The organism is Falsiroseomonas selenitidurans, assembly GCF_012103215.1.
GTDB classification, from domain to species: Bacteria; Pseudomonadota; Alphaproteobacteria; order Acetobacterales; family Acetobacteraceae; genus Falsiroseomonas; species Falsiroseomonas selenitidurans.
The window spans coordinates 31,471-54,985 of sequence record NZ_JAAVNE010000038.1 but is presented as its reverse complement, the minus strand read 5'-3'; the positions used below and the strand labels follow the sequence as shown (position 1 = coordinate 54,985).

General features: G+C 72.6%; 27 protein-coding genes. 13 read left to right on the top strand and 14 right to left on the bottom strand.

The window, feature by feature from the left end; translation table 11 throughout:
* Positions 1-806, top strand: an 806-nt coding sequence (locus tag HEQ75_RS19995) for a LysM peptidoglycan-binding domain-containing protein (protein WP_209318665.1), incomplete at its 5' end; no start/stop codon positions are given.
* Here HEQ75_RS19995 and HEQ75_RS19990 read toward each other — a convergent pair.
* A complete protein-coding gene (locus tag HEQ75_RS19990; RefSeq protein ID WP_168033887.1) occupies positions 746-1,165 on the bottom strand; it encodes a hypothetical protein in 420 nt (139 codons plus the stop codon). The two genes, HEQ75_RS19995 and HEQ75_RS19990, sit on opposite strands and share 61 nt — an antisense overlap.
* Positions 1,166-1,171: 6 nt before the next feature.
* On the opposite strand from HEQ75_RS19990, the gene HEQ75_RS19985 reads away from it, so the two are divergent.
* From HEQ75_RS19985 to HEQ75_RS19965, 5 genes are read left to right on the top strand one after another with little or no spacing between them, the layout of a single operon-like run.
* Positions 1,172-1,900: a phosphatidylserine decarboxylase gene (locus tag HEQ75_RS19985; protein WP_268887781.1), complete on the top strand. Its 729-nt coding sequence runs from the start codon at positions 1,172-1,174 to the stop codon at positions 1,898-1,900.
* The gene (locus HEQ75_RS19980; RefSeq protein ID WP_168033885.1) at positions 1,897-2,769 is read left to right on the top strand and encodes a CDP-alcohol phosphatidyltransferase family protein; all 873 of its coding nucleotides are present in this window, start codon (positions 1,897-1,899) and stop codon (positions 2,767-2,769) included. Before HEQ75_RS19985 ends, HEQ75_RS19980 begins: the two co-directional genes overlap by 4 nt.
* 49 nt (positions 2,770-2,818) lie before the next feature.
* The gene (locus tag HEQ75_RS19975; protein ID WP_168033884.1) at positions 2,819-3,103 is read left to right on the top strand and encodes a DUF427 domain-containing protein; all 285 of its coding nucleotides are present in this window, start codon (positions 2,819-2,821) and stop codon (positions 3,101-3,103) included.
* A gap of 57 nt (positions 3,104-3,160) precedes the next feature.
* Positions 3,161-4,012 (top strand): c-type cytochrome, encoded by an 852-nt coding sequence (locus HEQ75_RS19970; protein ID WP_168033883.1) that lies wholly within the window; start codon positions 3,161-3,163, stop codon positions 4,010-4,012.
* Complete coding sequence (locus HEQ75_RS19965) at positions 4,009-4,422, top strand: protein-tyrosine phosphatase family protein (RefSeq protein WP_168033882.1); 414 nt, start codon at positions 4,009-4,011, stop codon at positions 4,420-4,422. The genes HEQ75_RS19970 and HEQ75_RS19965 overlap by 4 nt, the downstream gene beginning before the upstream one ends.
* 38 nt (positions 4,423-4,460) lie before the next feature.
* Here HEQ75_RS19965 and HEQ75_RS19960 read toward each other — a convergent pair whose 3' ends face one another.
* From HEQ75_RS19960 to HEQ75_RS19935, 6 genes are all read right to left on the bottom strand, one after another.
* A complete protein-coding gene (locus tag HEQ75_RS19960; protein ID WP_168033881.1) occupies positions 4,461-4,634 on the bottom strand; it encodes a hypothetical protein in 174 nt (57 codons plus the stop codon).
* A gap of 40 nt (positions 4,635-4,674) precedes the next feature.
* Positions 4,675-5,586 (bottom strand): DMT family transporter, encoded by a 912-nt coding sequence (locus HEQ75_RS19955; RefSeq protein ID WP_168033880.1) that lies wholly within the window; start codon positions 5,584-5,586, stop codon positions 4,675-4,677.
* 167 nt (positions 5,587-5,753) lie between these two features.
* Positions 5,754-6,284, bottom strand: coding sequence for a hypothetical protein (locus tag HEQ75_RS19950; RefSeq protein ID WP_209318663.1), 531 nt, complete (start codon positions 6,282-6,284; stop codon positions 5,754-5,756).
* 2 nt (positions 6,285-6,286) lie between these two features.
* Entirely contained in the window at positions 6,287-7,522 is a 1,236-nt protein-coding gene (locus tag HEQ75_RS19945; RefSeq protein ID WP_168033878.1) for a CaiB/BaiF CoA transferase family protein, read from the bottom strand.
* Positions 7,519-8,280, bottom strand: a complete 762-nt coding sequence (locus tag HEQ75_RS19940; RefSeq protein WP_168033877.1) for a CoA synthetase — start codon at positions 8,278-8,280, stop codon at positions 7,519-7,521. Before HEQ75_RS19940 ends, HEQ75_RS19945 begins: the two co-directional genes overlap by 4 nt.
* Positions 8,277-9,104, bottom strand: a complete 828-nt coding sequence (locus HEQ75_RS19935; RefSeq protein WP_168033876.1) for a CoA transferase subunit A — start codon at positions 9,102-9,104, stop codon at positions 8,277-8,279. The genes HEQ75_RS19940 and HEQ75_RS19935 overlap by 4 nt, the downstream gene beginning before the upstream one ends.
* A 99-nt stretch (positions 9,105-9,203) precedes the next feature.
* Between HEQ75_RS19935 and HEQ75_RS19930 the strand changes: the two genes are divergently transcribed.
* The 3 genes from HEQ75_RS19930 (at position 9,204) to HEQ75_RS19920 (ending at position 11,138) form a co-directional block, all read left to right on the top strand.
* Positions 9,204-9,770 (top strand): GNAT family N-acetyltransferase, encoded by a 567-nt coding sequence (locus HEQ75_RS19930; RefSeq protein ID WP_168033875.1) that lies wholly within the window; start codon positions 9,204-9,206, stop codon positions 9,768-9,770.
* 66 nt (positions 9,771-9,836) lie between these two features.
* On the top strand, positions 9,837-10,571 hold the full coding sequence (locus tag HEQ75_RS19925) for a DUF3047 domain-containing protein (RefSeq protein WP_168033874.1): 735 nt from the start codon (positions 9,837-9,839) through the stop codon (positions 10,569-10,571).
* 66 nt (positions 10,572-10,637) lie between these two features.
* Positions 10,638-11,138, top strand: a complete 501-nt coding sequence (locus HEQ75_RS19920; protein WP_168033873.1) for a flavin reductase — start codon at positions 10,638-10,640, stop codon at positions 11,136-11,138.
* A gap of 99 nt (positions 11,139-11,237) precedes the next feature.
* On the opposite strand, the gene HEQ75_RS19915 is transcribed toward HEQ75_RS19920, so the two are convergent.
* A complete protein-coding gene (locus HEQ75_RS19915; protein ID WP_168033872.1) occupies positions 11,238-12,800 on the bottom strand; it encodes a sulfatase-like hydrolase/transferase in 1,563 nt (520 codons plus the stop codon).
* Between the two features lie 68 nt (positions 12,801-12,868).
* On the opposite strand from HEQ75_RS19915, the gene HEQ75_RS19910 reads away from it, so the two are divergent.
* Entirely contained in the window at positions 12,869-13,831 is a 963-nt protein-coding gene (locus HEQ75_RS19910) for a Bug family tripartite tricarboxylate transporter substrate binding protein (RefSeq protein ID WP_168033871.1), read from the top strand.
* A 291-nt stretch (positions 13,832-14,122) separates the two neighbouring features.
* Here HEQ75_RS19910 and HEQ75_RS19905 read toward each other — a convergent pair whose 3' ends face one another.
* Genes HEQ75_RS19905 through fsa form a run of 3 tightly spaced genes read right to left on the bottom strand, consistent with a single transcriptional unit; the run spans position 14,123 to position 16,417 of the window.
* Positions 14,123-15,055, bottom strand: coding sequence for a tyrosine recombinase XerC (locus HEQ75_RS19905; protein ID WP_168033870.1), 933 nt, complete (start codon positions 15,053-15,055; stop codon positions 14,123-14,125).
* A 1-nt stretch (position 15,056) separates the two neighbouring features.
* Complete coding sequence (locus tag HEQ75_RS19900) at positions 15,057-15,719, bottom strand: GAF domain-containing protein (RefSeq protein WP_168033869.1); 663 nt, start codon at positions 15,717-15,719, stop codon at positions 15,057-15,059.
* Between the two features lie 41 nt (positions 15,720-15,760).
* Positions 15,761-16,417 carry a fructose-6-phosphate aldolase gene (fsa, locus tag HEQ75_RS19895; RefSeq protein WP_168033868.1) on the bottom strand — a complete coding sequence of 219 codons (657 nt, stop codon included), beginning with the start codon at positions 16,415-16,417 and terminating at the stop codon, positions 15,761-15,763.
* A 100-nt stretch (positions 16,418-16,517) separates the two neighbouring features.
* Here fsa and HEQ75_RS19890 point away from each other — a divergent pair, with 100 nt between their 5' ends.
* Positions 16,518-18,743, top strand: coding sequence for a primosomal protein N' (locus HEQ75_RS19890; RefSeq protein WP_168033867.1), 2,226 nt, complete (start codon positions 16,518-16,520; stop codon positions 18,741-18,743).
* Positions 18,744-18,750: 7 nt separating this feature from the next.
* On the opposite strand, the gene HEQ75_RS19885 is transcribed toward HEQ75_RS19890, so the two are convergent.
* The 3 genes from HEQ75_RS19885 to HEQ75_RS19875 all read right to left on the bottom strand — a co-directional run bounded on the left by HEQ75_RS19885 (position 18,751) and on the right by HEQ75_RS19875 (position 21,830).
* Positions 18,751-18,993 (bottom strand): hypothetical protein, encoded by a 243-nt coding sequence (locus HEQ75_RS19885; protein ID WP_168033866.1) that lies wholly within the window; start codon positions 18,991-18,993, stop codon positions 18,751-18,753.
* 65 nt (positions 18,994-19,058) lie between these two features.
* Positions 19,059-19,358, bottom strand: a complete 300-nt coding sequence (locus HEQ75_RS19880) for a hypothetical protein (protein ID WP_168033865.1) — start codon at positions 19,356-19,358, stop codon at positions 19,059-19,061.
* A gap of 132 nt (positions 19,359-19,490) precedes the next feature.
* Positions 19,491-21,830 (bottom strand): mechanosensitive ion channel domain-containing protein, encoded by a 2,340-nt coding sequence (locus HEQ75_RS19875; RefSeq protein WP_168033864.1) that lies wholly within the window; start codon positions 21,828-21,830, stop codon positions 19,491-19,493.
* Between the two features lie 104 nt (positions 21,831-21,934).
* On the opposite strand from HEQ75_RS19875, the gene HEQ75_RS19870 reads away from it, so the two are divergent.
* Together HEQ75_RS19870 and HEQ75_RS19865 are read left to right on the top strand one after the other, a co-directional pair.
* On the top strand, positions 21,935-23,164 hold the full coding sequence (locus HEQ75_RS19870) for an MFS transporter (RefSeq protein ID WP_168033863.1): 1,230 nt from the start codon (positions 21,935-21,937) through the stop codon (positions 23,162-23,164).
* Positions 23,165-23,288: 124 nt separating this feature from the next.
* A complete protein-coding gene (locus tag HEQ75_RS19865; RefSeq protein ID WP_168033862.1) occupies positions 23,289-23,483 on the top strand; it encodes a twin transmembrane helix small protein in 195 nt (64 codons plus the stop codon).
* The last annotated feature ends 32 nt before the right edge of the window (positions 23,484-23,515 follow it).

Sequence of the window (23,515 nt, the reverse complement as noted above, 5' to 3'; positions counted from 1 at the left end):
CCGCCCTACCGCACGCGGCAATTGTCCTGCGGCACCGGCGGCGCAGACTCCCCGGCCACGGTCAGCGTGTTGTCACGCGCCGTCACCCCGATGCCGCCCGCGCCGAAGCCGGGCGCCGGGCGCAAGCCCTCGCCCAGGCCGAGGCCGAGGCACGCCGCGAAGCCGCGGCCCGCGCTGAGGCGCTGGCCCGGGCCGAGGCGTTACAGCGTGCCCTCGCCCAGGCCCCGCCGCGCGCCGCACCGCCCGCCACGCCGTCCCGCCCGCTGGTGGTGCTGCTGCCGGAAGACGAAGCGCCGCGCGTGCTGCAGGGCTCCGCGCCCGGGCCTGGCGGGCCATTGGGGCTGCAGGTGGTCGATTACGACCAGTCGGGCGGCATCCGCTTCGCCGGCACCGCCCCGCCCGGCGCCTCCATCCGCATCTATGTGAACGACCGCCCCGCCGGGGAGGTTGCCGCCAATGCGGAAGGCCGCTGGACCATGGCGCCGCAGGAGGTCGTCTCGATCGGGCGGCACCGGCTGCGGCTGGACCAGATCGCCGCCGATGGCGCCGTGGCGGCGCGGATCGAGCTGCCCTTCCAGCGCGACCCGATCCCCTCCGCCACCCTGCCGGATGGACGGATCGTGGTGCAGCCCGGGAATAATCTGTGGCGCCTGGCGCGCGCCGCCTATGGCCGCGGCATCCGCTACACCGTGATCTTCGAAGCCAACCGGGACCAGATCCGCAACCCGAACCTGATCTTCCCCGGTCAGGTCTTCACCATCCCCGCGCCGCCGGCCACGCCCGCGGATTCCAGCCGGTCCAGATAGGGGTCCAGTGCCAGGGCGAAGCGCACCATCTCCCGCACCAGCTCCGTGGCGGTGGGCGCACCCGCCAGCGGCACCGCGGATTCCAGTTGCACCCGATGGTCCGGCAGCAGCCGCAACCGCCAGCCCGCCGGCAATTCCCTGGGCATGCGCCCCAGCGCCGCGAAGGCCGCCGGGCGCGCCGCCGGATGCTCCGCCGTGTAGGGCACCGCCCCCGCCTGCGCGGCGAGGCTGAGCTGGCCCTCCGAGAAGGTGGCCTCGCAGCCTCGCCCACGCCAGGCGAAGCGCAGGGCCGGCCGACGAACCGGCGTGAGCGCGCCGTGTTGAGAGACCAGGAACGGTCCGTGCGGGATGCTGTCCATGGATGCATGTTGCCGGCGAAGGATGAACACACCATAAGCGCCCCCATGAGCCTGCTCTCCTCCATCCGTCTCGTCGTCGCCAAGCCGCATCCGGCGGGCAAGCCGTTCATCTATGGCGGCGCCGCCGTCGCGGTCATCGGCGGGCTGCTGCTCGGCGACTGGCTGTTCTGGATCGGGGCGGTCTTCACCCTGTTCTGCCTGTATTTCTTCCGCGATCCGGAACGGGTGCCGCCACCGCGCGGCCAGGTGGTGCTGGCCCCTGCCGATGGCCGCGTGGTGCTGGCAGGCCCTGCCGTGCCGCCGCCGGAGCTGGGCCTCGGCGATGCGCCGCGCTACCGCATCTGCATCTTCCTGTCCGTGCTGGACGTGCATGTGAACCGCATGCCGGTGGAAGGCGTGGTCACCCGCATCGCCTATCGCCACGGCGCCTTCCTCAACGCCAGCCTGGACAAGGCGAGCCTGGACAATGAGCGCAACGCGCTGGCCATCCGCATGCCGGACGGGCGCAGCATCGCCGTGGTGCAGATCGCCGGCCTCATCGCGCGCCGCATCCTTTGCCATGTGCGCGAGGGCGACCAGGTGCAGGCTGGCGAGCGCTTCGGCATCATCCGCTTCGGCAGCCGCACCGATGTCTACCTGCCGGAAGGCTCGCGCCCGCTGGCCGTGCTCGGCCAGACCATGATCGGCGGCGAGACGGTGGTGGCGGAGCTGCTGCCCATGGCCGCCACCGCATGAGCGAGGCGCCGGATCGCCCGCCGAACCCGCTGCGGCGGCTGCGCCGGCGCTTCCGCCCGCGCACCCGGCCGCGCTTCGAGGGCCTGTCCTTCAACCGGCTGATCCCGAACATCCTGACCATGCTCGGCCTCTGCGCCGGACTGGTGGCGATCCGCGCCGCCATCGAGGGTCGCTTCGCCCTGGCCGCCGCCTTGATCGTCGCGGCCGCGGTGATCGACGGGCTGGACGGGCGGCTGGCGCGGCTCCTGAAGGCGACGTCGCGCTTCGGCGCGGAATTTGACAGCCTGGCGGATTTCCTGTCCTTCGGCGTGGCGCCGGCCATGGTGCTGTATCTGTGGTCGATGCAGACCATGGGGCCGCTGGGCTTCGTGCCCTGCCTGCTGTTCGCCGTTTGCTCCGCCTTGCGGCTGGCCCGCTTCAACGCCTCGCTGGATATCGGCCCGGCGCCGAAGCCGGCCTATGCGTATAATTTCTTCACCGGCGTCCCCGCCCCGGCCGGGGCCGGCTGCGCGCTGTTCCCGCTGTTCGGCGCGCTGGCCTTTTCCGAATGGGGCTGGATCGGCACCGGGGCGGCCATCCGCCACCCGGTGCTGGTGGGCACGGTGCTGGTGGCCGTGGGCGTGCTGATGGTCTCCACCCTGCCCACCTGGTCGTTCAAGAATTTCCGCATCCCGCGCGCCGCGGTGCTGCCGGTGCTGCTGGGCGCTGGGCTGTATGTGGCGCTGCTGGTGGCGGAGCCCTGGGCGGCGCTGGCGGCGGGCGGGCTGATCTATCTCGGCATGCTGCCGTTTTCCCTGCGCTCCTACATCAGCCTGAAGAAGGAAGCGGAGTCGCTGATGGAGCCGGTGCCGGAGCCGCCCGCGGCTTGACGCCCGCCCCGGCGCCGCCACCTCAGACCGGCAGCATGGGGGCAGGATGATGGCGCGGGCGATCTGGAACGGCGCGGTGATCGCCGAGAGCGACCGGTTCGAGCTGGTCGAGGGCAATGTCTATTTCCCGCCGGAGGCGGTGAAGCCCGAACACCTGAAGCCCTCCGACCGCACCACGGTCTGCGGCTGGAAGGGCACGGCGCGCTATCACGATGTCGTGGTGTCAGGGCAGGTGAACGCCGCGGCCGCCTGGTATTATCCCGATCCCAAGCCGGATGCCGCGAAGATCCGCGGCCACATCGCCTTCTGGCAGGGTGTCCGCGTGGAAAGGTAGTCTTGCCGGCATTCCGTTCCGGAGGCAGGGTTTACCGCCTTGGAGGGGATGCGCTTCATGTCGGTCTGGCTGAAAGCGGCGTGTGCCGCACTGGTCGTGGCAATCGTTTGCGCCCCGCCGGCGCGCGCGCAGGACGCGGCGCTGCTGGAACGCGGGCGGCACCTCGTCGAGGTGACGGGCGCCTGCGGCAATTGCCACACGCCGATGGGCCCGCAGGGGCCGGTGGCCGGCCGCACCCTGGCCGGTGGCACGGTGTTCGACGAGCCGCCCTTCCGCGCCGTCGCCCCCAACATCACGCCGGACCCGGAAACCGGCATCGGCCGCTGGACCGATGCGCAGCTGGCCCGCGCGATCCGCGAGGGCATCCGCCCCGATGGCAGCCTGATCGGCCCGCCCATGCCCATGGCGCTGTATCGCGGCCTGTCCGATCGCGACCTGGCGGCGATCGTCGCCTTTCTCCGCACCGTGCCGCCGGTGCGCAACCCGGTGGAGCGCAGCGTCTACCGCATCACCCTGCCGCCCGCCTGGGGCCCCCCGGTGACCAGCGTGCCGGAACCGGCGAACAACCCCGTGGCGCGTGGCGAATACCTGGCCAATGCGGTGGCGCATTGCATGGAATGCCACACGCCGATGCTGCCCACCGGGCAGAACGACCACACCCGCCTCGGTGCCGGCGGCATGGAGTTCCGCGGCCCCTGGGGCGTCTCGGTCGCCCGCAACCTGACGCCGCATGCCAACGGGCTGGGTGGCTGGACCGATGCGCAGATCATCCGCGCCATCACCCAGGGCATCTCCGCCAATGACCGGCCGCTGGCCCCGCCCATGGCCTTCTGGGCCTATCGCGCCATGACGCCGGCGGAGCTTTCGGACCTGGTGGCCTATCTGCGCAGCCTGAAGCCGCAGGAATGACCATTCGCGGGCATCTGCCGCTGGTGGTGGCGGGCCGGGCGGTGACGGTCACCGGCGGGCCCTTCGATTCCCTCCCCGAGGGCGCCTTCGGCGTGTGCCTGGAGATGGCGGCGGAGAAGGCCTGGCTGGCGGATGTGCAACTGCCGACCGCGGATTTCGGCCTGCCGGACCCGGTGGCGCTGCGCCAGGCGGTGGGGGCGGCGCTGCGGCAATTGCAGGCGGAACCCGACCGGCCGCTGCATGTCGGCTGCCGCGCCGGGGTGGGGCGCACCGGCCTGTTCATGGCCTGCCTGGCCCGCGCCGCGGGGGTGGAGGGCGATGCGCTGGACTATGTTCGCGCCCATTACCTGCCGCATGCGGCGGAAACCCCCGCCCAGCAGGCGATGGCGCGGGATTTCCGCTGGCCCTGAGGGCCTGCCTCCCGCATGGCCGCCCCGGCCTTGGCCGCTCAGGCGTAGAGGTCGAGCAGCCTTTGCGGCACGCCGGCTGCGGCGGCGGCGGCCACCCAGGCGGGTTCCGGCTTCGGCGCGGCACCTTGTTCCGGCTTGGCCGGGTCGATGTTCCGCTTCGCCCGCGCCACATCGGCGCAGTCGCGGCAGGGATAGCCGTTGACGATCTCCATCGGGACCATCCTGGTAAGGCCCCATCCTGGCAGGAAAAGCTCAACGGCGGGTGAAGACCGCGCCGGCCTTTCGCGGCAGGCGCCCATCGATCGCCAGCAGCCCCAGGCCGATCACCGCCATCCCCGCCAGGTGCCGCAGGGCCAGCACCTCCCCCAGCACCAGATGGCCCAGCAGCAGGGCGGTGACGGGCACCAGCAGCGTCACCAGCATGGTGTTGGTGGCGCCTGCCGCGGCCAGCAGGGCGTAGAACAGCGCATAGGCGAGCGCGGTGGCCAGCAGCCCGAGCGCCAGCAGCGCCGCCACCGCCTCCGCCGGCGGCACCGGCAGGGTCCAGGGCCGGTCGAAGGCCAGCACCAGCGGCAGCATCATCAGCGAGGAGGCGATGCATTGCCCGGCGGCCGCCGGCAGCGGCGCCAGCCCCGCCGCCCGAACCCGGCGCGACCACACCCCCGAAAGGCCGTAGGACAGGCAGGCGCCCAGGCACAGCGCGATGCCCAGCGCCTCCCCCACCCCGGCCAGGCCGAAGGCGGCGGGGCCGGCCAGGATGGCGACGCCGGCCAGGCCCAGCAGCGCGCCGGCCAGGCGAAGCGGCGTCAGCTTCTCATCCGTCGTCAGGGCATGCGCGGCCAGCACGGCGAAGACGGGCGTCGCGGCATTCACCACGGCGGCGAGGCCGGAGGGGATGAAGCGCTGGCCCAGCACGATCAGGGTGAAGGGGATGGCATTGTTCAGCAGCCCCATCCCGGCGCAGGCCAGCCAGCCGGCGCGTGTCGCGGGCAGCGCCAGGCGCAGCAACCGGCAGGCGGCGGCCAGCACCAGGGCGGCCAGCGCCACGCGGCCGAGCACGATGCTGAAGGGCGGAAACCCCCGCAGCGCCACCGCCATGAAGAAGAAGGACCCGCCCCAGACCACTGAAAGGGCAAGGAGCAGGAGCCAGGAGCGGGGCGTCATCGGCTGGGTCATGCCGCCTGGATAGGCGGCGGGGCCGGGGCGGCGCCATCCGGTGGTTGCGCGGGTCTGCCGCGCGACGGGCCTTGGCGCCGGATTTCGGCGCGCCCCTCACCCAACCCTCTCCCAACCCTCTCCCCTGGGGGGGGGGAGAGGGCTTCCGGGCGTGGTCAGACGAAGCCGAACTTCTCCGTCGCCGCCGTCTGCCGGGCGATGGCCTCGCCGGTCTGGGCGCGGATCTCCTCCGGCGTTGCGGTCAGGTCCGCCACCAGCTGGTACAGCCGGCGTTCGGAGGGGGCGCCGCGATGCACGCCGGGGGTGACGTAGAAGGGAGGCTCCTCCGTCACCTGGGCGATCTCGGCGGCGGAGAGCGAGGCATCGGCCGGGGCGCGCTTCACATACCATTGCCGCAGCAGCACCGGCGCGCCGTCGCGCAGCGCCAGCGCCCCCTGGGTGCCGTGGTCGAGCCGCCAGCGATCGCTGGTCACCTCCTCCAGGCAGATATGCATGTCGAGCCCGGCGACCTTGGCCTGCCACAGCGTGCACCCGGCCTTGCGGCCGGTGGCCGCGGGGCGCAGCCGCGGCCGGGCGCGGGCGGGGATCGACTTCTCCTCGAAGGCAGCGGCCCAGAGGCCCAGAAGGCGCTCGATCTCGGCCGGCTGCTCGATGGCGCGCAGGCTGCGCGGCGGGTCCTTGCTCATGCTCATGTCCGGCGTGCCGCCACCACAATCCCCTTCGATTTCAACTCAGCAACCTCCTCCGCCGTGAAACCGTGGCGGGCGAGGATGTCGTCACCGTGCTCATTGAAGCGGGGCGGGGCGGCGCGTGTGCCGCCCGGCGTCCGGCTCATCTTGATCGGCGTGCCCAGGCCCCGGTAGCTGCCAAGCTCCGTCACCATCTGGCGATGTGCGGTATGGGGCGCATTCATCGCCTCGTCCACATGCATCACCGGCCCGGCGGGCACGCCGGCCTTCAGCAGGCGGTCGCAGAGGTCGTGCCCATCCTCCGCCGCCAGCCGCGCTTCCAGTATTTCCGTCAGCGTGTCGCGGTTGTTCAGGCGATCGCCATTGGTCCTGAAGCGCACATCATCCGGCAGGCTGTCCAGGGACAGGAACCTGCAGACCTTGCGGAAGGTGGGGTCGTTGCCCACCGCCAGGAAGATCTCGCAGGTCTTGGTCCGATACTTGGAATAGGGCGAGATGTTTGGGTGCGGGTTGCCCGTGGCCTTGGGGCGCTTGTCGTTCAGGAAGTAATTGGCGGCCTGCGGATGCAGCAGCGCCATGCCGCAATCATGCAGGCTCATGTCGAGAAACTGGCCCTGGCCGCTGCGCGTGCGCTCCTGCAGCGCCATCAGGATGGCGATGGCGGAATAGAGGCCGGTGGCGAGGTCGACGATCGGCGTGCCCATGCGCAGCGGGCCGGTGGTCTCGTTGCCGTTGATCGACATCAGGCCGACCATGGCCTGGATCACCGCGTCATAGCCCGGCAGCGCGCCCAGGGGGCCATCCGCGCCGAAGCCGGAGACGCGGCAATGCACCAGGCCAGGGAAGCGCTTGGACAGGACATCCGCATAGCCCATGCCCCATTTCTCCATGGCGCCGGGCTTGTAGTTCTCGATCAGCACGTCGGCGCCTTCCAGCAGGCGCATCAGCACCTCCCGCCCCTCCGGCTTGCCGAGGTCGAGCGCCAGCGACCGCTTGTTGCGGTTCACGCCGATGAAGTAGCTGGCGGAGCCCTCCACGAAGGGCGGGCCCCAGTCGCGCACCTCGTCGCCCTGCGGCGGCTCGATCTTCACCACCTCGGCCCCGTGGTCGGAGAGGATCATGGTGCAGTAGGGGCCGCCGAGGACGCGGGTGAGGTCGATGACCTTGAGGCCGGCGAGCGCGCCGGGGGACAGGGCCAGGCCCTTGCCCTGGGTCATGGGAAGCGCATCGGTCATGCGGCCAGTTTCCTGTCGAACACGCGGGCACAGAACTCCGGATAGGTTTCCAGCATCTCGTCGCAGACCGGCCCGCGCAGCAGCGCGAGCTCGGCCTCGGTGGGGTCCGGCGTCTGCGGCACCTCCTCCGCCACGTCGAAGTCGAAGCCGGTGGCGGCGCGGATGCTCTCGACCGTCTCGCCCGGATGCAGGCTGGCCAGCGAAAAGCGCGCGCGATCCGGATGGAACGCAAACACGCATCTGCCGGTGACCAGCGCCTGCGCCGTGCCGCGGCGGAACACGCCGGGAGCGGAGACGCCGGGGGCGGAGATGTTGTCCACCTGCGGCACCAGCACGCGGGGCGAATGCTCCTCGCGGAACAGGATGGTGCGCGGCGTCATGAAATACATGAAGGCGCTGCCGAAGCTGCCAGGGAAGCGCACGCCGCCCTGCGCCGAGCCGCCCGGCCATTCGCCGGTGCCGACCAGGTTGAGGTTGGCCTGCCCGTCGATCTGCCCGCCGCCGAGGAAGAACAGGTCGATCCGCCCCTGCCCCGTCAGGTCGAACAATTCGCGGGAGCCTTCGGAGAAGGGATTGCCGCTGCGCTTGTGCAGCAGGGAAAGGCGGATCGGGTGCCCCTGCTTCTTCACCAGCCAGCAGGCCGCCGCCGGCATCGGGCTCGCCGCCCCCACCGCGATGTGCCGCGCCGGCGGCGCCGCCGGGTCCAGGATCAGCCGCGCCAGCGTGGCGGCCAGGCGTTCTTCGAGCTTGATGGTCATTCGGCAGCCTGCGCGCGCGGGGCGAGGACGTAGCGGTCCAGATATTCGGCAAACCCCGCCTCGGTCTTCGCCAGCCGGGCATACTCGGAAAGATGCGCGGCATCGAAGGGATATTCGTCCAGCAGCGCCACGGGCCAGGCGCCGCGCTCGGCCACCGCCACCGCCTCGATATAGGTGCCGCTGATGCAGCCGGGCGCCAGGCGCTCATCCTCCAGCATGTCGCCCGCGACCAGGCGTTCCACCGTCGCCAGCACGCGCTTGCTGGCATGCGCGAGGGTGGCGCATTCGCGGCGCCGGCCGAGCCAGACATTGCCGGCCTCATCCGCCATCGCGCCATGGATCAGCGCCACGTCGGGGGACAGCGCCGGCAGCAGCACGATGGGGTCGGGGACGCCATCACCCATGGGGTTCGGAACAACGCGCCAGTCCGGGCGATTGCGCAAAATGTCGCTGCCGATGATCCCGCGCAGCGGCATGAAGGGAATGCCCTTCTCTGTCGCCTGCAGCATGGAATGGATCGCCGGGCAGGTGGCATCGCGCACCTTGATGGTGCCGGCCTTCAGCGCGGCGGTGAAGCGCGGCGCGAAGCCGGCCTCACCGAGGGAGACGGCGCTGGTCTCCACCTCCGCCACGCAGCCGGCGCCGATCAGCAGGTCCGTCGCGAAGCCCGACACCGGCACGCCGAGCAGCCGCAGCCGCTTCGCGCCACGCCGCACCAGCGCCCGGGCCAGCGCCAGGGAGGGCAGCGAATTGTCGGGCGGCAGGGCGACCAGCGCACCATCCGGCACGGTGGCGGCGAGCGCATCGACGGTGGGGGCGTTCATGCTTCTCTCCTTCGTGCGCCCTACCTAACCCCTGTTGCCGCCCGCGCGAAGGGGGCGAAGCCATGCTACAGCCGCCGATCCGAAGGCGGAGGCAGGGCGATGGCGGGGATGGTGACGTTGCACGGGCCGCGGGTGACGCTGCGCCCCTGGCGCCTGCCGGACGACCTGGCGCCACTGCACGCGCTGAACGGCGACCCCGCCGTGATGCGCCACTTCCCGGAGGTGATGGACCGCGCCACCAGCGATGCCTGGGCGCGCCGGCTGGACGGGCATTTCACCCAGCATGGCTGGGGATTCTGGGTGGTGGAGACGCCGGACGCATCGCTGGCCGGCGTGGTCGGGCTGATGCACATCCCCTGGCAGGCGCCCTTCACCCCCGCGGTCGAGATCGGCTGGCGTATCGCCGCGGCGCAGCAGCGCCAGGGCCTGGCCGAGGAGGCGGCGCGGCTGGCGCTGGCCTATGGCTTCGGGCCGCTGGGCCTCGACCGCATCGTCGCCTTCACCCCGCCGGCCAATGAACCCTCCTGGCGGCTGATGGAGAAGCTGGGCCTGGCGCGGCAGGGGGAATTCACCCATCCGCGCCTGCCGGCGGACCACCGGTTGAACCCGCATCTCTGGTACCGGATCACCCGGGAGGATTGGATGGCGGCGCGGCTGGAGGATTGAGCCAAGCCGATCATCGCGCGGTCGGTTCATTTTTTGGTAATATTTGTCTTGTGCGCCGGCCATTGGATGCCCGAGCCTTCGGCCATGCGCCCCGACCCGCCCCCTGCCCGCCGCCGGCCTGCCCTTCGCATCCTGCTGCTGCTGGCCCTGGCGCCCCTGCTGGCGGCCGCCATCGCCCCCGGCCGCACGGCGCCGGAGCTGGAACGGCTGGGCTGGCGCAAGGTGCTGTGGCAGGGCATCGCGCCGCCGGCCTTCACGGCAACGCCGGGCGACGGCGTACGCGTGCAGGGGCGCGGCCAGGCGGCCTTCCTCTACCGGCCTGTGCAGGGCCAGGCGACCTGCCTGGCCTGGCGCTGGCGCGTCGATGCCGGGCCGCCGGCCACCGACCTCGCCCGCCGTGGCGGCGACGACCGGGCCCTGGCGGTGGCGGTGGGCTTCACCGGCTTCGGCCCGGCCGCGGGCTTCGCCGCCCGCGCCCAGCATGGCCTGGCCCAGGCGGCCGCCGGCGACCACGTGCTGCCGCGCAGCGTGCTGTCCTATGTCTGGGGCGGCGAGGCCCGGCCCGGCTTCCAGCCCAGCCCCTGGGCGCCGGCGATCAGCCGCCTGCGCGTGCTGCGCCCGGCCGGCACGCCACGCGGCGTGTGGCAGGAGGAAAGGGTGGATCTGGCGGCCGATTGGCGCCGCGCCTTCGGCGACGCCCCGGTGCCGCCGCTGCGGGAAGTGGCGATCGCCACCGACACGGAGGATACCGGCGCGGCGGTGGATGCGCGGGTGGAAGCGATCCGGCTGGAGCCCTGCTGAAGCGCGGACCGGCTTCCCAAGCGCCGCGTCACCACCCATCTTGCGCGAGAGATGCAGGATCAGCCCATGACCGTCAGCCGCGCCGAATTCCGCGATGCCATGGCGCGCCTCGGCGCCGCCGTGAACATCGTCACCTCCGCCGGTCCGGGCGGCCGCGCCGGGGTGACGGCCAGCGCCGTCTGCAGCGTGACGGACGACCCGCCCACGCTGCTGGTCTGCCTGAACCGCACCTCCTCCGGCAATCCGGTGTTCAAGGCGAATGGCGTGATCTGCGTGAACACGCTGGCCGCCGGGCAGCGGCCGATCTCGGAGGCCTTCTCCGGCGTCGGCGGCCTGACGGGGGAGGCCCGCTTCACCCATGGCAACTGGTCCACCATGGCCACCGGCGCCCCGGTGCTGGAGGATGCGGCCGTGTCCTTCGACTGCCGCATCGCGGAGGTGCTGGAGAAGGGCACGCACAGTGTCTTCTTCGCGGAGATCCTGGCCATCCGACAGGGCCTGCCGGGCCGCGCGCTGATCTGGTATGGCCGCGGCTACCACCCCGTGGGGCATGAGGTGGTGGCGTAGGGACCGCCAGCGCGGCCCGCCCGCCGTCAACGCGCGCGGGCCGCCGGGGCCGGGTGCAGGTGCCGGTGCAGGTGCCGGTGCCGGTGCAGACCGCGGCGCCTACCACTCGCCGAGTAACACCCCCGCGCGCTTGTGGCTGTCCGTGCGCAGCTCCGCCTCCGCCCAGGTCAGGGTGGTGCGGCGCTTCAGGCCGGTGAACCAGGCCAGCAGCCTTTCCCGCATCTGCTGCCGCACCCCCTCCAGCGCCGGATCGGCGCCGAGGTCGAAGAACTCCTGCGGGTCCGCCGCCAGGTCGAACAGCTGCGGGCGGTAGCCGCTGGTCCAGTGGATGTATTTCCAGCGGCTGTCGCGCAGCATCCAGGCGTGGTGCTGGCCGGTGGGCTCGCCCAGCCGGCGGCGGGCGCCGCGGAAGGTCCAGTCCAGCTCGGACACCACCGCGTCGCGCCAACCCACAGCCGTGCCGCGGGTGAGACCCAGCAGGGATCGCCCCTCCAGCAGATGCGGCGCCGGGTCCAGCGCCAGGGCATCGAGGAAGGTGGGCACCAGGTCGATCGCCTCCACGAAGCGGTCATCGACCGTGCCGCGCGTGGCCTCCGCCGCGGCGGAGGGGTCCACCACGATCATCGGCACGCGCTGCACGCAGTCGTGGAACAGCTCCTTCTCCCCCAGCCAATGGTCGCCCAGGTAGTCCCCGTGGTCCGAGCAGAACACCACCAGCGTGTCCTGCCACCGCCCCAGCCGCTCCAGCGCCGCCCAGACCCGGCCAAGATGGTGGTCGAGCTGGCTGATCAGTCCCTGATAGGCCGGGCGGACGGTCTCGATGCAGGCATCGTTCTGGAAGTTCTCGCTCACCTCCTCCTTCTGCCATTCGCGGAACAGCGGGTGGATGTCCGGCCCGCGCTCGGCGGGGTGGCGGGAGACGGGCAGGCATTGCTCGGGCGTGTACATCGCATGCCAGGGGGCGGGGGCGATGTAGGGCCAGTGCGGCTTCACATAGGACAGATGCAGCACCCAGGGCGTTTCGCCCTGCTGTTCCATGAAGCGGATGCCCTGGTCCGTGGTGTAGGCCGTCTCGCTGTGCTCGTCCCGCACCCGGGCGGGCAGGCGGGCGTTGCGCATCTTCCAGCCATCGTGGATCTGCCCGGCCTCGTCCTCCACCGCGATGACGTAGTCGGTCCAGGGATCCTGGCTGTCATAGCCTTGCGCGCGCAGCCAATGGGCATAGGCGCTGTCGGTCTCCGCATGGTGGCCGTCATGCCGGTCCACCAGGGTGAACCAGCCTTCGCGCAGCAGCGCCGCCAGGTCGTCCTGCCCATCCAGCTGCAGGCGCTTCATGCCGTGGGCATCGGGCAGCACATGGGTCTTCCCCGCCAGGGCGAGCGTCCGGCCGGACTCGGACAAATGCCAGCCCAGCGTCACCTCCCCCACCGAGAGCGGCACGCGGTTATGCGTCGCGCCATGCGTCGAGACGTAGCGGCCGGTGTAGTAGGACATGCGGGAAGGCCCGCAGATGCCGGATTGCACGTAGGATTGCGCGAAGCGCACGCCGCGCGCGGCCAGCGCATCCAGGTTCGGCGTCTTCAGGAAGGGGTGGCCCGCGCAGCCCAGATGGTCCCAGCGCAGCTGGTCGCACATGATGAACAGCACGTTGCGCACGGTCATCGGCCTTGTTCCCCCGTTCCCCAGCCGCCAGCATAGGCACCAACAACCAAACTTGGGAGGCATGAGCCATGCAGATTACCCGGAGAACCGCGCTTGCCGCCGGCCTCGCCAGCCTGGCCGCGCCTGCCCTGGCACAGCCCGGCGACCCGCTGCGCATCATCGCCGCCTTCCCGCCCGGCGCCGCGCTGGACGGCATCGCCCGGCTGCTGGCGGAGGCCGCCCCGCGGCACGGGCTGGGCAACGCGATCGTGGACAACCGCCCGGGTGCCAATGGCAATATCGCTGCCGCCATCACCGCGCGGGCCGAACCGAACGGACGCACCCTGCTGCTGGCGATCGACAGCAGCTTCACCGTGAACCCCTTCGTCTACGGCAATCTCGGCTTCGACCCGGCGGCGCTGCGCCCGGTGGCGGTGGCCGGCACCTACCCGGTGGTGCTGCTGGTGCATCCCACCTCCGGCATCGGCACGCTGGCAGAATTCCTCGCCGCGGCGCGGCGGCAGCCGCTGCTCTATGCCTCGGCCGGCTATGGCTCACCCGGGCATCTGGCGATGGAGCATCTGGGCCATTCGCTTGGCCTGCGGCCGGGGCAGCTGGAACACGTGCCCTTCCGCGGCAACGCCCAGGCGGTGACGGAATTGCTGGCCGGCCGCGTGCAGGCCGGCTTCATCGCCATCTCGGGCGGCGCGGATTTCGTCAAGGATGGCCGGCTGCGGGCGCTGGCGATCAGCGGGCCGCAGCGCATCGCCATGCTGCCGGATGTCGCGACCGTGGCGGAACAGGGCCATGCCGGCTTCGACATCCGCTTCGCCTACCTGCTGATGGCCCCGCGCGCGATCCCGGAGCCGGCGCGGGCGGCGGCGGCGCGGCTGGTGGCGGCGGTCTTCGCCGACCCCGCAGCCCGGGCGCGGCTGGCCAACTGGGCCGTGACGCCGGAAGCCGGCGACGGCGCCGCCGCCGAGGCCTGGGTCGCCCGCGCCTCCACACGGTGGCGGGAAGTGGTGCAGGCCACCGGCATGAAGGTGGATTGAGGGGGGATTTTTCCGCCCTCAGGCGCCGGGCGGCCCCTCCGGAGCCTTGGCTCGCCGGACTGCCGGCGGGCGGCTTTGCTGCCCTCAGGCGCCGGGCGGCCCCTCCGGGGCCTTGGCTCGCCGGACTGCCGGCGGGCGGCGTTGCTGCCCTCAGGCGCCGGGCGGCCCCTCCGCGGCCTTGGCTCGCCGGACTGCCGGCGGGCGGCTTTGCTGCTCTCAATCCGCGCGCGGATGCGCGCCCTCAATCCGCGCGCGGATGCGCGCCCTCAATCCGCGCGCGGATGCGCGCCCTCAATCCGCGCGCGGATGCGCGCGACGCCATGTCTCCAGCAGCGCCCCCGCCTCCACCCGCGTATAGCGCTGCGTGGTGGACAGGCTGGCATGGCCGAGCAGGTCCTGGATCGCCCGCAGGTCGCCACCGGCGCCCAGCAGATGCGTGGCGAAGGAATGCCGCAGCGCGTGCGGTGTCGCGTGTTCCGGCAGGCCGGCCAGCCGCCGCCAGTGCCGCACCGAGCGCTGCGCCACCGCCGGGTCCAGCCGCCCGCCGCGGGCGCCCAGGAACAGGGGCGAGTCCGGCTGCGGGTCCGGGTGTTCCGTAAGCCAGGCGCCCATCGCCTGGCGCACCGCCGGCAGCACCGGCACCAGCCGCTGCTTCGAGCCCTTGCCCACCACCCGCAGCGCCCCCTCCCCGCCCGGGCGTGGCGCGTCGCGCACATCCAGCGCCAGCGCCTCCGCGATACGCAGGCCGCAGCCATACAGCAGGGTGAACAGCGCCACGTCGCGCGCCGCCTGCATCCGCGGCTGCTCCGCCCGGTCGGGGTCGTGCACCGCGCCGATCCCGGAGGCGACCTCCCTCGCCTCGGCCACCGTCAGCGCGCGGGGCACCGGCTTCGGCGCCCGCGGGCCGCGCAGCCCGGCCAGCATGTCCACCGGAAGCCCATGCCGGCGCGCCAGGTGGCGCAGGAAGCTGCGCAGGGCGGCCAGCCGCCGCGCCCGCGTCGCATTGCCGTCGCCTTCCGCCGCGCGCTGCGCCAGGAAGGCGCGCAGATCCGCCGGCCGCAGCGCGCCCAGCGCGTCCAGGTCCGGCGCCTCACCCAGATGCCGCGTCAGGAAGCCGAGAAACAGCGCCAGATCGGCGCCATAGGCCTCCAGCGTGTGCGGGCTGGACCGGCGTTCACCGGCCAGCATCGCCAGCCAATCCGCCAGGGCCTCGCTGGCCGTCATCTCAGCGCGTCAGCGCGGCGGCCACGGCGCGGCCGAGGAAGGCCAGGGTGGTGGCGGCCTGGCGGATCGGCAGGGCCGCGGCTTCCCGCGCCCCCAGCGCCAGCAGGCAGGGCGTGCCGCACCACAGGGGCACCCGCACCAGCGCATCGCGCGTCACCAGCGCCGCCGCTTCCGCATGCAGCAACGCCGCCTCCGTCACCTCCGCCCGCACCCGGGCGTCCCGGCCGCGGCCGACCAGGCGGGTGACAGAGCCGACGGGCAGCGGCAGGATGCCGGCGCGGCGGAAGCCGAAAGCCAGCGCGGTCTGCGGCCCGCCGCTGGCGGGCGCCGGCTCCGCCAGCAGGGCGCAGCTTTCCACCCGCAGCAGCGCCGGCCATTCCTGGGTGACGGTTTCCACCACGTCGCGCGAGCGCATCAGGGCCAGCACGGCCAGCCGCACCCGCATCACCAGCGTGGCGCCGGCGCGGCCATCGTCGATCGCCGCCTGCACCTCCGCCTCCAGCGCCCTGGTCCTGGCGCGCTCGGCGGCGACCATGGCGACCATGTGGTCCGCCAGGTTTTCCCCATGCACCCGCCGTGGCGGGGCCAGGGCGCGATAGATCTCCGGCCGACGCGCCAGGAAATCGGGATTCTCAAGCAGATACGCCGCGACCTCCGCGGCCATCGGATCTGCAGCCGGGCCGGGGATGGAGGCGGCGCTGCGTCTCACAGGATGCTTTGCCCCGTCTTGGCCCAGTCGGCGAGGAAGGCGGCAAGGCCGCTATCGGTCAGCGGGTGCTTCAGCAGCTGGCGGATCACCGCCGGCGGCAGCGTCGCCACATGCGCGCCGAGCTTGGCGGATTCAACCAGGTGGATCGGATGCCGGACGGAGGCCACCAGCACCTCCGTCTTCAGCGCCGGGTAGTTGCGGTAGATCTGCACGATGTCCGCGATCAGCCCCATGCCGTCGGTGGCGATGTCGTCCAGCCGGCCGACGAAGGGGGAGATGAAGGCCGCCCCCGCCTTGGCCGCCAGCAGCGCCTGGGCGGCGGAGAAGCAGAGCGTGACATTGACCGGCGTGCCCTCATTCGCCAGGGCGCGGCAGGTGCGCAGCCCGGCTTCCGTCAGCGGCACCTTCACGGCGACGTTGGCGGCGATGTCGCGCAGGTACTTGCCCTCGGCCAGCATGCCCGCGAAATCGGTGGCGGTGACCTCCGCGCTCACCGGCCCCGAGGTCAGGGCGCAGATCTCGGCGATCACATCCGCCATCTTGCGCCCGGATTTCGCGATCAGGCTGGGGTTGGTGGTGACACCATCAACCAGACCGGTTTCGGCCAGGGACCGGATCTCTGCCACATCGGCGGTGTCCACGAAGAATTTCATCGGCCTCAATTCCCTCGGGTGCGGCAGGCGCGGTGGTAAGGGTGGCGCGCTGCGTCCCGCGTAAACTTGTTTCGGTTTCGTTCGTCTCGGAGCATAGAGCATGCACCCGCCCGGGTGGAAGTCGTCGCCACCGAACCAACTGCCGGGCGTGGCTTCCAGGCCACGAATCCGTGTGCTGCTGCCCCTGCCCCTGGCCGCGGGCGCCTATGACTACGGCATCCCGCCGGGGTTGCAGGTGGCGCCGGGCGATTTCGTGGTGGTGCCGCTGGGCGGGCGGCAGCTGGTGGGCGTGGCCTGGGACGGGGCGACGGATGCGGCGCTGCCGGCTTCCCGGCTGCGCGACGTGCAACAGGTGCTGGACGCGCCGCCGATGACCGAAACCCTGCGCCGATTCATCGCCTGGGTCGCCGCCTATACACTCAGCCCGCCCGGCGCGGTGCTGCGCATGGCGATGAGCAGCCCCGGCGGGCTGGAACCGCCGGCCGCGCATGCCGGCTGGCAGGCCGCCCCGGGGCCACCGCCCGCCCGCCTCACCCCCGGCCGGGCGCGCGTGCTGGCGGCCCTGGCCGCCGGCCAGGTGCGGGCGGGGGCCGAACTGGCGCAGGAAGCCGGCGTCTCGCCCGCCGTCCTCCGCGGCATGGCCGATGCCGGGCTGCTGCTGCCGGCGCTGCTGCCACGCGGCCCGGCCTTCGCCCCGCCCGACCTTTCCCTGCCCGGACCCGCGCTGGGGGCGGAACAGGCGGCGGCGGTGGCGGCGCTGCGGGCGCAGGTGGCGGCGCGGGATTTTTCCGTCACCCTGCTGACCGGCGTCACCGGCTCCGGCAAGACGGAGGTCTACCTGGATGCCGTGGCGGAGTGCCTGGCACAGGGCCGCCAGGCGCTGGTGCTGCTGCCGGAGATCGCGCTGTCCGCGCAATGGCTGGAACGATTCCGCCGCCGCTTCGGCGTTGACCCCGCCCTGTGGCATTCGGAACTTGGCGCGAAGACGCGGGCAAAAACCTGGCGGGCAGTGGCGGAGGGCGAGGTGCCGGTGCTGGTCGGCGCCCGCTCCGCCCTGTTCCTGCCCTTCCCCGACCTCGGCCTGGTGGTGGTGGACGAGGAACACGAGACCGCCTTCAAGCAGGAGGAAGGCGTGGTCTATCACGCCCGCGACATGGCGGTGGTGCGCGCCCGTCTGGCGCAGGCCAGCATCGTGCTGGTGTCCGCCACGCCCTCGCTGGAGACGCTGAACAACGTGGAATCCGGCCGCTACCGGCATCTGGACCTGCCGGAACGCCACGGGGCGGCCGGCATGGCGCGGGTGCAGGCGCTGGATTTGCGGAAGTCGCCGCCCGAGCGCGGGCGGTTCCTGGCGCCGCCGCTGGTGGCGGCGATCGGGCAGACGCTGGCGCGGGGGGAACAGGCGATGCTGTTCCTCAACCGCCGCGGCTATGCGCCGCTCACGCTGTGCCGCGCCTGCGGCCACCGCATGCGCTGCCCGAACTGCACCGCCTGGCTGGTGGAGCACCGCGCCCAGAAGCGCCTGCAATGCCACCATTGCGGCCATGCCGAGCCGATCCCCCCCACCTGCCCGGAATGCCAGGCACCCGGCACGCTGACGCCGGTGGGGCCGGGCGTGGAACGGGTGGTGGAGGAAGCCACGCTGCTGTTCCCCGACGCCAGGCGCATCGTCATGGCCAGCGACACCATCCCCGGCCCGGCGGCGGCCGCGGCGGCGGCGGCGATGATCTCGGACCGGCAGGTGGACCTCATCATCGGCACGCAGATCGTCGCCAAGGGCTGGCATTTCCCCGGGCTGACGCTGGTGGGGGTGGTGGATGCGGACCTCGGCCTGGCGGGTGGCGACCTGCGGGCGGCGGAACGCACGCTGCAGGTGCTGCACCAGGTGGCCGGCCGCGCCGGGCGGGCGGAGGCGCCTGGCCTGGTGCTGCTGCAGACCTTCAACCCGGACCATCCGGTGATGCAGGCGCTGGTCTCCGGCGACCTGGAGGCCTTCATGGCCGCCGAGGCCGCCGGCCGGCGCCCCGGCCACTGGCCGCCCTTCGGCCGACTGGCGGCGCTGGTGGTGAGTTCGGAGGATGAGCGGGAGGCCGACCGCGCCGCCCGCGACCTGGGCCTGGCCGCGCCACGCGCCGAAGGCGTGGAGGTGCTGGGCCCGGCCCCCGCCCCGCTGGCCCTGCTGCGCGGCCGCCACCGCCGGCGGCTGCTGCTGAAGGCGCGGAAGGAGGTGCCGGTTCAGCCGCTGATCCGCGACTGGCTGGCGCGGGTGACGCTGCCGCCTTCCGTGCGGGTCCAGGTGGATGTGGACCCGGTGGGGTTCATGTAGCGGGAGGCTACCCCCGCCGGCGCACCGCTTCCTCGACCAGGCGGCGGTCGCGCTCCTCGCTGCGGCGGCCGTGCACCACGGCGAGCGCCCAGATCACGGCGATGCCCCAGGCGGCCTGGCCGGCGACGAAGGGCAGCAGGATGAAGGTCAGGCCGCCGACCCAGAGGATGCCGTTGAACACGGCCTGGAAGGGCCGGCCGGAGAACAGGATGGCCAGCGGCGGGAACAGCAGGGCGAGGAGGTACATCATGGTTCCCTCCATATCGTTTCAGCCAGGCCCGGGTTCAATCGGCCGGCTGCAATCGCCCCGTTCGGTCACGCCGCCGTGGCCAGTTCCAGCCCCTTGCGCACCACCCTTCCCTCCATCGCCTCCACCCGCCGCACGCCGACGATCTGGCCGAGATTGCCCGCCACCAGGTGCACCATGCACAGCGGCATGGCGTGCAGCGCCACCTCCGCGCGCATCGCATCGCCCTCGCGCGTCGCGCGCACCAGGTCGGGGATCAGGTCGCGCTTGGCGAAGGGTTCCAGCAGCCGGGGCAGCAGGCCTGGGAAGGCGTCGGCGGTGACGGTGAAGCGCGCCGCGCAGAGCGGCTCGGGATCGTAGAAGGCCATCGGGGGAAGCTCCGGATCGGGTGGCGAAGAACCGTCAAGGCACCCGGCCGCACAGGCACCCTTCCCCCGGCATGGGGGGATCGGGTCAGGCGGCCGGGCCGGTAATTCGGCCCGTGAGGATCCGGAAGGTCGTCACGTCCCAGGCTTAGCGCCTTCGGCCAGCGGAGGGAAGTCCTCCGCCCCGCCGCGCCCCTCGGTGCGCTCGAAGACCAGCTTCTGGTGCGGGTAGGGGATCTCGATGCCCAGCTTGTCGAAGCGCTGCTTGATGCGGCGGTTGAATTCGCGGCTCAGGCTCCAGCGCGCCATCGGCTCGCCCTTGATGCGGGCGCGGATCACCACGCCGGAATCCGCCAGCCGCTCCACGCCCATCACCTCCAGCTCGTCCCGCACCAGCGGCGCGAATTTCGGATCGGACCGGATTTCCGCCGCAACCTCCTTCATCACGCCCACCACGCGGTCGGTGTCCTCGCCATAGGCGACGGAGACGTCGAGCACCGCCATGGAGAAGTCGCGGGTCATGTTGGTCACCGTCGTCACCGCGCTGAACGGCACGATGTGGATGCTGCCATCCAGCGCGCGCAGGCGGATGGAGCGGATGGAAAGCTGTTCCACCACGCCGGAAAGCCCGCCCACCGCCACCACGTCGCCCACCGCGACGGCATCCTCGAAGAGCAGGAAGATGCCGGTGATGACGTCCCGCACCAGGGTCTGGGAGCCGAAGCCGATGGCCAGGCCGATGACGCCGGCGCCGGCGATCAGGGGCGCGACGTTGACGCCGATCTCGGTCAGAACGTTCAGCGCCACGAAGACGATGATGGCGCCGGAGAGGATGGTGCGCAGCATCGGCAGCAGGGTGCGCACCCGGGCGCTGCGCGCCGCCTGCGCATCGCGCGACAGCCGCGCCAGGTAGCGGGCGATGGCGGCGTTCGCCACCTCCCACACCGTCAGCGCGACCACCAGGGTCAGCCCGACGGAGACGAGGGAGGAGAGCAGCATGGCGCCGAGCTGGCCGCGACGGAACCAGGCGAAGGCCTCCATCCCCCAGGTTTCCAGCAGGAACAGCAGGGCGATCACCATCACCAGCGCGCTGACGATGCCCTTCAGCACCGGCAGGTAGCGGTTGGCCCGCGCCTCCAGCCCCGGGTAGCGGCGCGCCATGTCCGGCCCGATCCGGAAGCCGCCGGAGATGGCACGGCGCAGCAGCTCGTCCACCAGCTTGGCCAGGCCCAGGATCAGCAGCGTGGCGAGCGAGACGCGCATCAGGCGCTCGAAGCCGTCGCGCACCTCCAGCGCCCAGACCCCCCACAATGCCATCAGCCACAGGATGGCCAGCAGGTGCCAGAGGTCGGCGATGCGGTTGCGCAGGCTGCGCAGCGTCCGGCGCATGCGGTCCGGCTGCTCCCCCGCCTTCAGGTCGGGCGCGCGCAGCAGATCCGCCATGGCCTGGCGGTTCTGCAGGATGACGATGATCAGCAGCAGCGAGACGACCAGCGCGGAAAACCGCAGGATGGCGTCATAGGCGGCCCAGGGCAGGCCGAACAGCAGACCGGCTTCCGCCACCGCATAGCCGAGGATGCCGACGGCGGCGATGCGCCGGACCCAGATGGTGACATAGGCCGCCGTCTCGTCCAGGCAGGGCACGAGGCGCAGATGGGCGGAGGCCGGGGAGAACACCATGCGGGAGATCGCCATCACCACGCGCAGCGCGATGTAGGCGTTGTTCGCCGTCAGCAGCACCAGCTCGGTGGTGGGCAGCGGCCGCACGGCGCCGATCATGCCGTAGGAAATGACGGCGAAGGCGGCCAGCGGCACCAGGTCCAGCAGGAAACGGCCCACCACCAGCGGCACGCGGCGCATCCGCGTCCAGGCATCGCCATCCTGCGGCGCCATGCGGTCCAGCCGGTCGGAGAAGCGGCGCAGCAGGCGGCGGGCCAGCATCTCCGCCAGCAGCCCGGCGCTGAACAGCAGCGCCAGCTTCCAGGCGGCATCGACGACCCGCGTCTGCGTCACCGGGTCGCGCGCGAAGTCGGACGCCCAGCGCGCCAGCGAGGGCAGGTCCGTCGCCGCTTCCGCCGCCGCCACCAGGCTTTCCGAGATGCCCTGCAGGCGCTGGGAAGCACCCATGAGCAACTGCGCGCCGAGCGTGTTCGGCGCCAGCAGGGCGGGCTCCGCCGCCGGGGCGGGGGCGGCCGGGGTGGCGGCCGCGGCGGTGGGGGCCGTTGCGGCGGGCGCGCCGGCCGCCGGCCCGGTCGGGGGGGCGGTGCCGCGCTGGGCGGCGACCAGCGCCTCCAGGTTGCGCAGCAGGGCGGCGCGCGCGGCGTCGTCGCGCAGCGTCGCCAGCAGCCGTTCCAGATCCGCCGCCGCAGCCGGGCCGGGGCTTGCCTGGGCGGGCGTGGTGGCGGGGGACTGGCCAAGGGCCGGTGCGGCCAGCAGCAGGCCAAGAAGCGGCAGGAGACGGAGGAATGCGCGCATGCCCTGGGTAGAACCGTGTCCTCCGCACCGGGTCAACCCTTGAACCTGCCGCCGTTGCACACGGGCCGGCGCGGATGCCTCCGGCGTGACCGGGGGATGTTGCGGTGCAGCGCATCCGGGCGGAGGATGCGGTGGTGATCCAGCCCTCCCCCTCCCTCCCGCTCATCATGCTGGCCCTCATGGCGGCGCACCTGGCCGGGATGGGCGCCTTCCTGACGGTTCCCGTGCTGGCGCCCGCCATGGCGGCGGAAACCGGCGTGCCGGCCAGCCTGGCCGGGCTGCACACCGCGCTGGTCTATGCCGGCGCGCTGGTGACCGGGCCGCTGACCGGCCCGCTGATCCGCCGCTGGGGTGGCGTGCGCATGCTGCAGGTGGCGATGGTGACGGTGGGCTGCGGCATCGCCCTGGCGGCCTTCGGCCACCCGGTGGCGCTGGTGGCCTCCGCCCTGGTGGCCGGCATGGGGCATGGGCCGGTGACGCCGGGCGGCAGCCACCTGATCGCCGCCCATACCCCGGCGCGGCGCCGGGCGCTGGTGTTCAGCCTGAAGCAGGCGGGCGTGCCGCTGGGGGCGATGTTCGTCGCCGCCCTGGCGCCGGCCCTCGCCCTGCTGGCGGGCTGGCGGGTCAGCATCCTGGCCATGGCGAGCATCGCCTTCCTGGTGGCGATCGCCATCCAGCCACTGCGTGCCGGGCTGGATACGGAGCGCGACCGGCCCGGTGCCGGGGCGGGGCTGCTGGCGGTGCTGCGCGAATCGGCGGCCAATGTGGGAATGCTGCGCAGCAATGGGGCGCTGGCGCGGCTGACGGTGATGGCCTGCGGCTATGGCATTGCGCAGTTCTGCTTCTCCACCTTCTTCGTGGCCTTCCAGGTGGCCTCGCTGGGCACCCCCCTGGCCGAGGCCGGGTTGCGGCTGGCGCTGGCGCAGGCGGCGGGCGTGGTGGGCCGCATCGGCTGGGCGCTGCTGGCGGACCGGCTTGGCGCTTCCCGCGTGATGGTCGCCTGCGGCCTGGGCGCGGCGGCGGCCGGGCTGGCGCTGGCGCTCGCCGGGCCGGACTGGCCGGGGGCGCTGGTGGCGGGCGCCGGCATCCTGATGGGCGCCACGGCGGTCGGCTGGAACGGCGTGATGCTGGCCGAGGCCGCGCGGCTGGCCCCGCCCGGCCAGGTCGGCGGCGCCACCGCCGCCCTGTCTTTCGCCTTCGGCATCACGATGCTGGTGGCGCCGCCGGCCTTTTCCGTGCTGATCGGCGTGACCGGCGGCTATGGCGCGGGGTTCCTGATGTGCGTCGCGGCCGTGCTGGTCGGCGCGGTCGCGATCGCCGGGGCACGGCGTTGATTTCGGGACGGGGCACGGCGTTGATCTCGGGACGGGGCACGGCGTTGATCTCGGGACGGCGCACGGCGTCGAGGCCGCGCGCGCGGCGGCTTGCCCCGGTGGCCGGACATGCCACATTGCCGTCATGCAGACCTTCCTGATGGCCCTGGTGGGCGTTTCGATGCTGGCAACCCTCGGTGTGATGTTCGCGGGCATGCTGGGCCTGGCACGCAGCGAAAGCGCCGGCGGCGCCCGGTCCAACCGGCTGATGCGCTGGCGCGTGGCCCTGCAGGGCCTGACCCTGGTGCTGTTCCTGCTGCTGCTGATGTCACGCGGTTGAGCCGGCCCGCCAGCCTGCCACGTGGTGTTCGG